The sequence below is a fragment of the Corynebacterium sp. HMSC14B06 genome, assembly GCF_001807075.1.
GTDB lineage: Bacteria > Actinomycetota > Actinomycetes > Mycobacteriales > Mycobacteriaceae > Corynebacterium > Corynebacterium jeikeium_D.
In genome coordinates this window covers 1-11262 of record NZ_KV787374.1, presented here as the reverse complement: position 1 = coordinate 11262, position 11262 = coordinate 1, and the positions used below count along the sequence as shown (strand labels likewise).

General features: G+C 56.7%; 11 protein-coding genes. 3 read left to right on the top strand and 8 right to left on the bottom strand.

The genetic code is table 11. The features are described from left to right. Positions 1 to 405 precede the first annotated feature (405 nt). The 3 genes from HMPREF3130_RS05820 to HMPREF3130_RS05810 form a co-directional block, all read right to left on the bottom strand. Entirely contained in the window at positions 406 to 1743 is a 1338-nt protein-coding gene (locus tag HMPREF3130_RS05820) for a sodium/glutamate symporter (RefSeq protein WP_070429513.1), read from the bottom strand. A 229-nt stretch (positions 1744 to 1972) separates the two neighbouring features. After that, positions 1973 to 3046, bottom strand: a complete 1074-nt coding sequence (locus HMPREF3130_RS05815; RefSeq protein ID WP_070429512.1) for a trypsin-like serine protease — start codon at positions 3044 to 3046, stop codon at positions 1973 to 1975. A gap of 2 nt (positions 3047 to 3048) precedes the next feature. Beyond that, entirely contained in the window at positions 3049 to 4005 is a 957-nt protein-coding gene (locus tag HMPREF3130_RS05810; RefSeq protein WP_049192834.1) for a DUF418 domain-containing protein, read from the bottom strand. Between the two features lie 211 nt (positions 4006 to 4216). On the opposite strand from HMPREF3130_RS05810, the gene HMPREF3130_RS05805 reads away from it, so the two are divergent. Beyond that, positions 4217 to 4723: a hypothetical protein gene (locus HMPREF3130_RS05805; protein ID WP_048733884.1), complete on the top strand. Its 507-nt coding sequence runs from the start codon at positions 4217 to 4219 to the stop codon at positions 4721 to 4723. Here HMPREF3130_RS05805 and HMPREF3130_RS05800 read toward each other — a convergent pair. Both HMPREF3130_RS05800 and arsB read right to left on the bottom strand, forming a co-directional pair. Beyond that, positions 4720 to 5148 carry an arsenate-mycothiol transferase ArsC gene (locus HMPREF3130_RS05800; RefSeq protein ID WP_048733886.1) on the bottom strand — a complete coding sequence of 143 codons (429 nt, stop codon included), beginning with the start codon at positions 5146 to 5148 and terminating at the stop codon, positions 4720 to 4722. The two genes, HMPREF3130_RS05805 and HMPREF3130_RS05800, sit on opposite strands and share 4 nt — an antisense overlap. 15 nt (positions 5149 to 5163) lie before the next feature. Next, positions 5164 to 6231, bottom strand: coding sequence for an ACR3 family arsenite efflux transporter (gene arsB / locus HMPREF3130_RS05795; protein ID WP_049172185.1), 1068 nt, complete (start codon positions 6229 to 6231; stop codon positions 5164 to 5166). A 72-nt stretch (positions 6232 to 6303) separates the two neighbouring features. On the opposite strand from arsB, the gene HMPREF3130_RS05790 reads away from it, so the two are divergent. Beyond that, on the top strand, positions 6304 to 6642 hold the full coding sequence (locus HMPREF3130_RS05790; RefSeq protein WP_070429511.1) for an ArsR/SmtB family transcription factor: 339 nt from the start codon (positions 6304 to 6306) through the stop codon (positions 6640 to 6642). Positions 6643 to 6684: 42 nt separating this feature from the next. Here HMPREF3130_RS05790 and hisN read toward each other — a convergent pair whose 3' ends face one another. Together hisN and HMPREF3130_RS05780 are read right to left on the bottom strand one after the other, a co-directional pair. After that, a complete protein-coding gene (hisN, locus tag HMPREF3130_RS05785; RefSeq protein WP_070429510.1) occupies positions 6685 to 7485 on the bottom strand; it encodes a histidinol-phosphatase in 801 nt (266 codons plus the stop codon). Between the two features lie 10 nt (positions 7486 to 7495). Beyond that, positions 7496 to 8380 (bottom strand): inositol monophosphatase family protein, encoded by an 885-nt coding sequence (locus HMPREF3130_RS05780; RefSeq protein ID WP_070429509.1) that lies wholly within the window; start codon positions 8378 to 8380, stop codon positions 7496 to 7498. Between the two features lie 47 nt (positions 8381 to 8427). On the opposite strand from HMPREF3130_RS05780, the gene prfB reads away from it, so the two are divergent. Further along, on the top strand, positions 8428 to 9540 hold the full coding sequence (gene prfB / locus HMPREF3130_RS05775; protein ID WP_038626269.1) for a peptide chain release factor 2: 1113 nt from the start codon (positions 8428 to 8430) through the stop codon (positions 9538 to 9540). A gap of 2 nt (positions 9541 to 9542) precedes the next feature. Here prfB and HMPREF3130_RS05770 read toward each other — a convergent pair whose 3' ends face one another. Beyond that, entirely contained in the window at positions 9543 to 10916 is a 1374-nt protein-coding gene (locus HMPREF3130_RS05770; RefSeq protein WP_242458686.1) for an HNH endonuclease signature motif containing protein, read from the bottom strand. Between the last annotated feature and the right edge of the window lie 346 nt (positions 10917 to 11262).

The window sequence follows — 11262 nt, the reverse complement described above, 5'->3', positions numbered from 1 at the left end:
CCCATTATCGGGGACACTCACAAGGTAACGGGTAAGTCGTTGGGTAGCCGTTGGGTCTGACGAACTCGCGCACTGCACAACCGGGCATTAAAGGGGCGGCCATCAGAAATGCGGTGTGAGGCGCTGCTCGATTAGTCGGCCTGAAGGTACTTAGCTTGAGGGGGTGCTGGTTTGTTCCGGTCGATTCGCCTCAGCTCATGTACGCGCTGCTGGCTTTCGGTTTCACATATCGATGAGTTATTCACTTATGGATACGCTGGAGCGCATCGATAGGTGAATCATGCATCGATAAGTGAGCGCAGCGCTAGAAAATAGCTGGCAGACGGGCCTGGTCAGTCCACGGTGGGGTCGCAACAGTAGAGGGCGGGAGAAAACTTTTCCTGTCCCCGCCCTCTATAAAGAACTCTACGAAGCCCTGGTCTTCGATTTCTTCAGCATGATCATCGGCGGAATCAACAGGGCTAGCCCGCCGATAAGCGCGACTCCACCGAATAGCCACACCAGTCCGGCGAGGATTGCGATGGGTGCGAGGATGGCTGCCGCGATCTCGAAGGGCGCGAATCCCACATAGGCCATGCCAAATTCCTCGAGCGTGCCGGATTTCTGCTCCGGGTCCACAATTTTCAGCACGGCGATGCCCGTGGCCACGGAGGCAGTTGCCCAGCCCCAGCTGAATACGGCACGCTCGAACCAGCCATGTTCAAAGATGCGTGGTGCGACGTAGAAGAACAACACCAGGCAGAAGGCCAGGCCCACGACGAACAGGACAATTAGCGGGACGATGTAGGTGGCCACCACTGCCGGCACAATCGACGCGATGCCGACTGCAACCAGGAAGTCCGTCGACGCGCCGGAGACCGAACCCATCAACTTCGTATCCAGGTAGTGCGGTGCCTTAATCAGGTGCAGTACTCCAACACCCGCCAGGCCGACCAGGAAGGCCATCGCGAACAGCGGGAAGCTCAAGGCCGGGAAAGCGTCATTGACCAAGTTAGTCAGGATATTTGCCAGGAAGAGCGTCGCCGCTAGTGCTGCAACGTGCAGCGCAATCGGCTCAATTGAGGACGGGCTCGTGGTCGCCCGTCCCACGCTTGGACGCTGGCCGGGAAGAGAGATAATGCCGGTGCGCATGTCCTCCGGCAGTTTATCCAAGGCGGGCAGCTCATTGGTGTGCCCCTTCTTTGACCCCCAGCGGGCGAAAATTACACCACCGATAATTGCGGAAAACATGCCCACCGCAGCGGCTGTGAAACCCAAACTCGTGGCCTCGGTCATGCCGGCCGAGTCCAGTGCGCCACCAACTGCTGCGGCCACGCCGAAACCGCCGACGAATCCGACGGGCAGCATGATGCCGAACCAGTCCGGAGTATTGAAAAGCGGGGCGAAAAGAATCACACCAAGCAGCGCGAAGAATCCCCACTGCGCCAGGTACATGCCTACGGAATAGGACCACATCGTTCGCGCGCGCTGGCGTACCTTGGCATCGAAATCCATTGTGAATGGCAGGGCACCGAAGACTGCCGCGATGAGAATGGTTGCGTAGTCGCCGAAATGCTCGCTGAACTGGATTATTCCCAAAGCGTTGGGGCCTAGCAGCAAGCCGAGCAAGCCCGCAGTAATCGGTGCGGGGATAAGAAGCTTTTGGAACCAGGGGATGAACCGCCGCATCAAATTACCGATGATGAGCAGCAGCGAGATCCAACCGATATCCATCAAGACGTCGAAGGGTGTGTAGCCATCCACGGGAATTGATTACCTTTCTCGTTGGTGGGGTTTCACCATTTAACAATTATGCGAACCACATCATGGATTCTAAGAAAAGGGTTAGAACCATAGGGATACGGTTGCGATTTTATGTCAGCTACCGCGAGATTTTGAGGCTTCGGCCCCAGTTGAGCTCACTGCCTTCGCAGCAAAAAACCACCTACCCAGTTCGTTTCTGGGAGGTGGTCTTGGTTGAGGTCAGACGGTTCTACTGTCGCCCATTCCTAATGCGCGACCAAGCCGCTGCGATAACCACGCCAGCGCATGCGATGGCGAGGTAGGCCCACATGTGATCACCGCTGGTCTGAATGGTCTTTGGCGGAGCAGGAGTGTTCTCCGCAGTTAGCACACTTTCTGTGTCACGGCCGGAGGTGATGTCATCGATCCAGTCAGCAGTGCCAGCGAGGGTAGTGATAGCTGCGCTGGGGGAGGGCAGGTCAGGGTCGCCATTGGAGGTTCCGGCGGTAGCGAGACCAGCGAGCTCTCCGTCAACGAAGAATGGACCACCGGAGTCGCCTCCCTGCATACCCGCGCCAGAAACGGAATGTGCGTCCAGGATGGCGCTTTGAATCATTGGCATCATGGCAGCGTCGGCTGGGATACTTTCTGTCCCTGCCGGAATCGACTCGGTTTTGGAGTCATCTGGCATGGCAGCTCCTGGCTGCATCTCCATTGATTCCATAGCGTCACCCGGAACAGCGCCGCCCGGAATAGCCTCACCCGGAACAGCTTCGCCTGGAGTAGCGTCACCCGGAACAGCACCACCAGGCGCAGCCTCACCTGGAGTTCCTTCAGTCGGCCCGCCGCCCAGCAGCTCATTGACGACCATCTTGGTCATCGGAAGCTGCCCGGATCGTGCCATGGACGAGCTGCTGCTCCAGCCGTAGAGAGTTCCCGTCTGTCCAGGTGTGGGGATATCGCGGGAGACCTTCGCCGGGGTTGCGTCGGTGACCTTTTGGGTCAGGTGAAGCAATCCCGCATCAGACATTGGAGAAAGCGCCCAAGAATCGGCATCGTAGACCTTCCCGCCGATGCGGGCCTGGGTCCCTTCGTTGTTCACAGACTCCAGGCAGTGGCGTGCAGTGAGCACCCACTGGTCGGCAACCAGCGTCCCGGTACAGTCACCGAAATTGCCGATTTTGCCAATCTTCAGCGCGGCCACAGAACTGCTTTCAGCATTCGCAGGTGCGGGTTCGCCGTTTTCCAATGCAAGAGCTGGGGCTGCAGATAGAAGCAGGGTGCTGCTAACAATTGCTGCGATGGAAAAAGATGTTTTCTTCACGGTTATTTCCCTTTCCCAGAAGGAACAATGGCCTTGATTGCGGTGGCAACGAGTTTTTCGGCAGGGCCCTGTCCGACAAATTTCTTCCAGAGGCTAGCAATGACGAGGAAGAATACGATGAAACCGGCTGCGGACAACGTGGAATGCAATACAACATTCTGCTGCCAATAAAACGCGGTGAGAACGTGCAGGATGTAGATAGTCAGTGACATTGTTCCCATAGCCGCGAATGGGTAAACCACAGCTGGGAAACGATCGCCTACGAACAGGCACAAGTGCAACACAATAGCGGCAACAGCGACGGAGAGAATGATTTCGCCGAAGACGCCAGTGTGTCCGGTAAAGCGGAGCCAGCCAGCAATCTCTGGATCAAATCGGAAGTACATGCCGACGGCAGTGACGACAACGCTGACAGCGGTAACAATCCAGCTCAACCGAGTATTGGCGTTGGTCTCAGAGGTGGAAGTGCTTTGCAGGCGACCGCGCAAGTAGACGTCGTAAAGCAGCATGCCGCCGATGAAATATGCAATCCACGCGAGTAGCGGATAGATCTGTGGCAGCGTCATAGGCGCGTACTTGATTGTGGCGGCGATGGTTGCGGCGATGAAGAAGCCGACTCGCCACCAAGTTCCGAGCGCTGGCATCCAGGAAACCAGCATCATTACCAGGCCCATGATGACGAGGACCACCTGAATTTCTCCACCGACCGGCAATAGTGCCAGGCCGATGAGAATGATCAGGGCACCGCGGGTGATTAGACGCAAGAAGGTAGTGCTGCTGTAATTACGGCCGATGATCATCATTGTGGCGCCGGCGATGATGGCGAACAGTGATGAGGGTAGGCCAGAGAGCACAACCTTTGTGCTCCAAAGTAGTGAGGCCATATGGACAATAATCATGCCGATGATGGCGAGTGAGCGCGCTATATCAAGCCCCACGATTCGGGTAGGTTTATTCACCCCAGATTTCTCCTTTACTACAACTTATAGGGAGGTGCTCTTTGGTAAAAAGCACTCTCTACAAACGGCGTATTGAAAACGACTTTCTAGTTGTAGCAACCGAACCTGACAATACATTAAGTGACTATGTGTAAATCATGGTGTTTCGTCTGTGTTTTTACTGGGAAACTAGCGCGCTCAAAAAGCTAAGAGGCAGGCGTAACCTGGTGGCATGACATCGATGCTGACGAGTTTCACCTGGGCAGAGGTGCCAGGCGTCTTCCTCGCGTACCTATTAATCATTGCCATCCCCACCGCTCTCGCATGGGTGGGCGCCGCATGGTTGGCCAAAAAATACGGCGAGCGTATCGCATTTGGGCACACGATTTTCGTCTTTGTCGCAGCATTCCTAATCTGCTTTTGTACGCTCGCGTGGACACTTGAGGGCGAATACGACTACTCGCCGTGGCAGGTTTTCTGCAGCGGCTTTGCGATGGTCATCCTCACTGCCTCTGCCATGATGCGCGTGCCCGCCCCAACTCTGAACCTGCTGCCCACCTGGTGGGCTGCCGTCGCCGGCTACGCCCTGTGCTGGAGCATCATTGCCGGCACCGACGACACCACCGGGCTCTGGGCAGTCGGCCTGATGTTCCTGCTCCTCGGTCTCATCGCAGGCGTCGGCGCAGTCGTGTGGCTTACGCTGGCGATAAGGCGGCTTTTGTTGGATTCTGCCGCTTAGGGATTCTTAGTGGAACGGAGTTCGACAGCTAACTCGTCGATACGGCGCTCGAGGTCATCGCGAATCAGGTCCATGCGTTCTTTTCCGTCGATGCCTCGTTTTGAGGGCTCGTCAGTAAGCCAACGCTCGAGTGAGCCTTGAGCGTCCGAGGGGAGCTCTACATGAGCGGCATCGCCGATGATGACAACACGATCTGCAGTCCGGAGAATCGTGGGGGCAATGGGCTTTGGTGATGCACTGTCCATAGAGGCGCCGATTTCTGCAACTGATTTGGCTGCAAGCGCATTGGTAGTAGTTTTGGGGTTCGTTCCTGCTGAAAGGGCGATGAACTGCGTGGCATATTTTGCACGCGCAATGGCCTCGGCCATCTGGGATTTACCGGCATTTGCCACGCAGATGAAAAGTACCTTCGGGATTTCCTTCATTTCAGAATCCTTTTTCTATAGTTTGTCCGGTACGGAAAGGTCATTAGGGAAAAGGCGCGGCCCGAGCCAGCGGGTGACGTAGACAAGTGCAACGAGTACGGGTACTTCAATAAGTGGTCCAATCGTTCCCGCAAGTGCTTGCTGGGACAATGGGCCGAAGGTGCCAATCGCAACCGCAATTGCCAACTCGAAGTTATTTCCGGCGGCCGTAAAGGCAATCGATGCGGAGGTTGCGTAGTTCATGCCCGCGGCCTTGGCCGAAGTGAGAGCGATCGCGAACATGGCGAGGAAGTAGATCACTAGTGGTAGTGCCACTTTCGCAACGGTCCAGGGATTCTCAAGAATCTGCTGTGACTGAAGCGCAAAGAGCAACACGATTGTGTATAGAAGGCCGGCAAGTGCCAATGGTGAGATTTTGGGCAAGTACTCATTTTCATACCAGTCGCGACCACGGGTGCGTTCACCAATTATGCGTGATGCCGCGCCAGCCAGAAGCGGAATACCGAGGAATACCACTACAGATAGTGCGATTGCCCAAAAAGAAAAGGTGGCGGAAGTGGTTTCCAGTCCCAACCAGGAGGGCAGAATCTGCAGGTAGAACCACCCTAGAGCGCCGAACATGAAAATTTGAAATAGCGAGTTGACGGCCACCAATACGGCAGCGACTTCAGTATCGCCGCAAGATAGGTCGTTCCAGACCAAAACCATTGCAATGCAGCGGGCGAGACCGACGATGATCACGCCAGTGCGCAGTTCTGGACTATCACTGAGGAATATCCAGGCAAGGGTGAACATCAGTGCGGGGCCGAGAATCCAATTGAGGAAGACTGTGATGCCCATCAGCTTCCTTGATGTCAAAATTTTGCCCGTTTTGTCGTATCGAACCTTTGCGAGCGGTGGGTACATCATGACCAGCAATCCGATGGCGATTGGTACGGAAATTGTCGTAATTTTTGCCTCTGCCAGCCAGTTCACAAGTGACGGTGCAATTTTGCCCAGAATGAGGCCAATTGCCATTGCAGCTGCAATCCATAGCGGCAAGAAGCGGTCTAGGAAGCTGAGTGACTTTGTAGTCTGTGTCATAGTTTCCGGTGTAATCAATATATCGATGATTGTCAATATATTTAGAGGGGAGGCCGTGTAGCCTCAACGGGTATGGACGAAATCTCAGAATGCTGTGCACTTGGCGGTCGGCCTCTCGACGCGGCGGAAGCGCAGGCTGCGGCAACGCTCTTCAAAGCGCTGGCGCAACCGGCGCGCCTGCAAATTTTGTCTCAGCTCGCTGCCGCTGGCTGTAGTCCGATGGCCGTGGGGGATCTGGCCGCTGTTTCTGGGCTTAGTCAGCCGACGGTGTCGCATCATTTAAAGACCATGGCGGATGCCGGGCTGCTAACTAGGTCTAAGAGTGGACGGGTGGTAACCCATGAGGTACGCCCTGAGGTATTTGCTGAGCTGCGACGTATCCTGGATATCGGTCACGCGGACGGGAGATAGTGAGCCGCTCGTCGCAAATTGCGATAGGTTGGAAAACCCTGTTTACCCGCCCAGGCGCTTGACGACGGCGTCGTGAAGCAACCCATTCGTCGCAACCGCGTCCCCGCCGTGCGGCCCGTCGACTCCCGCTAGGGAAGTGAAGCGGCCGCCAGCTTCCTCCACCAGAATCGCAAGAGCTGCCAGGTCCCACAGGGAAACTTCTGGCTCGGCGGCGACATCGACCGCACCCTCCGCTACCAGGCAGTAGGAAAAGAAGTCGCCATAGCCACGAAGGCGCCAGGCGTCATCGGTGAGACCGATGAAGTTGTCGCGCAGGTCGCGCTCGGCCCAACCTGTGAGCGAAGAGTTAGAAATTGAGCAGTCCGCGATGTTCGCCACCTTCGAGACTTCAATGAGGCGCTCAGCGGCTTCCCGGCCGCCGACCTGCACGCGCTTGAATGCGCCGTCGCCCTTGGACGCCCACCAGCGACGTCCCAGCGCAGGTGCGGAGATCACGCCGACAACCGGCTTGCCGTCTTCCAACAGGGCAATCAAGGTGGCCCAGACCGGGACATTGCGCACAAAGTTCTTCGTGCCATCGATGGGGTCGATGACCCACTGACGGCCCTCAAACACAGCTTCGCCACCGAATTCTTCGCCGAGGACCTCATCGCTCGGGCGCTTGTCCGACAGAATCTCGCGGAGCAGCTTTTCGCACGCGATATCGGCATCGGAGACCGGCGTGAGGTCGGGCTTGGACTCGACGACTAGATTGGCCGCCTCGAAGCGGGACATCGTGAGGTCATCGGCTGCGTCGGCAAGCGACAGTGCAAGGGCGAGATCTTCGGAGTAAGAGGTGGTCATGGCCGAAATTCTAGCGCAGAACCTCACGCAGCTCTGCGACCTGGCCGCTTGAGCCCGCGAGCTTCCAGCGCCGCACCGACGTGCCTTCGCCGCCTGCGCCCGTAATAAGCGCATATCCAGGCAGCCAGTCCCAGGCCGCGACGTCGCGCTGGAACCATACGCCGATGCGGCCGTCGGCCACGCCTGCCATATCCACTGACGCTGAGCCCAGCATGCGCCAGGTAGCGCTGCGGGACACTGCATCCAGCCAGGACTTTGTGGCTGTGACCTCGGATTCCTCGCTCGAGCTCACCACTGTGGTGTGGAGGTATGTCGCTGCGCAGACTTCCGAAAGCGGGTGGTCAGTGACCCGGAGATCGTCAACAGTGCCGTCAATGTTGATACGAGTGGTCGGGAGACTGGGGCCACCAATCCAGCTTTCGCCCGTGGCCGGACGGTGCACCGCGCCGAGGATGACCTCGTCCGGATTGTTCGCATCTCCCATAACCAGCGCCAATGCGCTGCACCAGTAGTCCGAACCAGTGGTGAAGTTGTAGGTGCCATCGACAGGGTCAATCACCCACGTGCGACCAGACTGGGACTCCTTCGCCGACCCTTCCTCGCCAAGGATGCCGTCCTCCGGGCGGAGCGCGGCCAAAGCCTCGACGACGAACTTCTCCGCTGCGCGGTCGGCCGCGGTGACGACGTCGGAAATCGATGTCTTGTACTCAGTGACCAGGCCTTCGTCGCGCATGCGAGCAGCAATGGCAGCGGCACGCTTCACGATGGCAACCGCAACACTGGTATCCGATGCCACAATCGACTCGGACACTTGGGCGAGAAAGAGTTCTAGGTCCTGGCTGGAATCTTGGTGCGGGTCTTGGCTGGAATCTTGGCTGGCGGTGGATTCAGACATACGTCCTATTGTGCACCGAAACAGGCGGTATAGCTAAGGTAGTACCCGTGAACCCGGATCTGAATGCTGACCTCAAAGAACTCGACGCGACGCTGACCACCATTGAGAAGGTGGTCGATGTCGACGAGCTTTCCGACCGGATCAGGGAGTTGGAAGCCCAGGCCGCCGATCCGTCGCTGTGGGATGACCCCGACCACGCGCAGCAGGTCACCAGTGCACTGTCGCAGGCGCAGGCGAAGAAGAAAAAGATCGACTCGCTGCGCGGGCGCCTCGACGATCTCTCCGTGATGTATGAACTCGCGGAAGAGGAGGGCGACCCCGACGCCGTCGAGATGGCCGATGCCGAACGCGCTGAGCTGCGTGCCGACATCGAATCCCTCGAGGTCACGACGATGCTTTCGGGGCCTTACGACGAGCGCGAGGCGGTCATCAACATCCGCTCCGGTGCCGGTGGCGTGGATGCCGCTGACTGGGCCGAGATGCTCATGCGCATGTACCTGCGCTGGGCCGACAAGCACGGGCATAAGGTCGAGGTTTACGACACGTCCTACGCTGAAGAGGCCGGTATTAAGTCCGCTACTTTCGTCGTCCATGGCGAGTACATGTACGGCACCCTCTCGGTCGAACAGGGCGCGCACCGGCTGGTTCGTATTAGTCCTTTCGACAACCAGGGCCGCCGCCAAACTTCCTTCGCTGAGGTCGAGGTGCTGCCGGTTGTGGAGGAAACGGATCACATCGACATCCCCGAGTCAGATTTGCGTATCGACGTCTACCGCTCCTCCGGCCCAGGTGGGCAGTCGGTGAACACCACGGACTCCGCGGTCCGGCTTACGCACGTCCCGACCGGCATCGTGGTGACTTGCCAGAACGAGAAGTCCCAGCACCAGAACAAGGCATCTGCCATGCGAGTTCTGCAGGCGAAGTTGCTGGAGAAGAAGCGCCAGGAAGAGCGCGCGGAGCTGGATGCTCTCGGCGCAGGCGGCAATGCCTCGTGGGGTAACCAGATGCGCTCCTATGTGCTGCACCCGTACCAGATGGTCAAGGATCTGCGTACCGAATACGAAGTCAACAACCCACAGTCGGTCCTCGACGGTGACCTCGACGGTTTCATCGAGGCCGGTATTCGCTGGCGCATGGCTCAGCAGTCCGAAGGCGAGTAGCGCTAGAAGGGCGGTTCGTCTTCGGGCGCTTCCGGTGCCTCGGGTGTTTCCGGTGTGGTGGGTTCGTCGGCTTCTCCGTTTCTCTCGTTTTTGTTCATTCCCAGTTCTTCGCGAGCCTGATTTGTCAGCTCCTGTGATTCGCGGAGGTGTTCCAACCTCTGCTCGTTGTATTCCTTGAGTGTCTGTGCTTTCTTTGTCTTGCGCAGGTCGAAAGAGTAGCGACCGTGGCCGGAGAGCGGTCCTGATTCTGTGCTGATAAGCGCAGCTTTTTCGGTGCTTTGATCAGTGACGGAGGTCCAGTACTCCACGCCGTCGATATCGCGCACGACATTCCAAAGACCGGCCGTTTTTAGATTGTGGTGGCGGCGGCATAGGCAATGGAGGTTAGGCGTTTCGGTTTGGCCACCTTCTTCGGGATTCTCGTGGTTATACGACTGAATGTGGTCGATGTCGCACTTCGTTGCATCGACATCGCATCCGGGAAAGCGGCAGGTGCCGTCTCTACCTTGGACGTAAGTACGCTGTCGCTCTGTTGGCGAGTACTTTTCCGTTTTCTCGTCCGCTAGTAGCCGGATGCTAGTGACTCGATCGAGCCAGGATTCAGTGGCGATTTTGTTGATCCACCCCAGACCGCCGATCCATGCCTCCTGCGGCTTGTCTTGAGTAAGTGGGCAGTACAGATTCAATGTGGCGGTGACCTGAGCAGTCCCGTGCAGAAGGTGTGAAAAAGCCTCGACGAAGTCGCAGTCCTGATCAGCGGTAATTTCTTCCAAGACTTTCTGAAACTCAATTGCCCGCTCAGGCATCAGTTCCATGGTGACTTCAGTGAGGTTGTTCTTTAACTCGAACTTTATAGATTCGCCAGCTTTTTGCTCGATGCCTTTTTGAAACGAAGTAATCGGCGGGTCGTACTCATTTTTAGGGCGCAATAGCGGGCTGACTTCATTAATAAATCGCTGAATATTCTGTTGAAGACTCCGAACTCCGCGAAGAACTTCACCATTGACTCTCGGCGTGATCAGTTCGAGGAGATGGTCTTCGAAATATTTCACAGTAGAGGAGTCATCCAAGGGGAGGATGGCTGTGGCAATGACCCGCATGTGGGGAAGCGGTAGCTGTGCGCGTTTGAGCAGAAGCTCTTTCAACCGCGGGAGCCGCTCTAGCTGCATCCCGATATCGATGTACTGGAGTGTTCTCCCGCGCGACATGCCAAGAGCTGGAGCGATTTTGGCGATGTAATCTTCGACATCTTTTGTTGAAGAAGACGGAACACAAGCAAGGGCAAGCTGCAGATCAGCTCGATTACGGTCAATTCCAAGACGTGCTGGTGCTGTTTGAGAAATCTCATGGTGAAAGCGTGGCGCTGTTGCTTCCATCGCCGCAGCGTAAGTGCGTTTCCGTGGTATATGTTCCCCGCTGGCCATTGTTGAATCCCCCTGAAAGATAAGGCCTGGACGTTGAAATGTTGAAATAAGGAAGAGATAGTGAAAATATTTTCGACTAACTCTGAGCGAATTTTCCGAGCTTTAAGCAGCTCGGCGACGTTATTTGGTGTTTTTAATCCTCGCGTTTAATCTTTCATCGCTCATTTTAATCGAACAGGTAAGCGAAGTAAAGGGTGATTTAAAGATTTTGGGGAAAATAGTTTCGAATACTGTCGTAGTGTGCACTTCCGTGTGGTCGCGCGCTCTGGGGGGGTGTCCCTATGTTTTTGTCAAGTGC

Excerpts from the sequence above, each read along its gene's own strand:
- HMPREF3130_RS05805 (WP_048733884.1), top strand. The coding sequence starts at position 4,217 with ATGACATCGATGCTGACGAGTTTCACCTGGGCAGAGGTGCCAGGCGTC.
- HMPREF3130_RS05800 (WP_048733886.1), bottom strand. The coding sequence starts at position 5,148 with ATGAAGGAAATCCCGAAGGTACTTTTCATCTGCGTGGCAAATGCCGGT.
- arsB (WP_049172185.1), bottom strand. The coding sequence starts at position 6,231 with ATGACACAGACTACAAAGTCACTCAGCTTCCTAGACCGCTTCTTGCCG.
- HMPREF3130_RS05790 (WP_070429511.1), top strand. The coding sequence starts at position 6,304 with ATGGACGAAATCTCAGAATGCTGTGCACTTGGCGGTCGGCCTCTCGAC.
- hisN (WP_070429510.1), bottom strand. The coding sequence starts at position 7,485 with ATGACCACCTCTTACTCCGAAGATCTCGCCCTTGCACTGTCGCTTGCC.
- HMPREF3130_RS05780 (WP_070429509.1), bottom strand. The coding sequence starts at position 8,380 with ATGTCTGAATCCACCGCCAGCCAAGATTCCAGCCAAGACCCGCACCAA.
- HMPREF3130_RS05770 (WP_242458686.1), bottom strand. The coding sequence starts at position 10,916 with ATGGAAGCAACAGCGCCACGCTTTCACCATGAGATTTCTCAAACAGCA.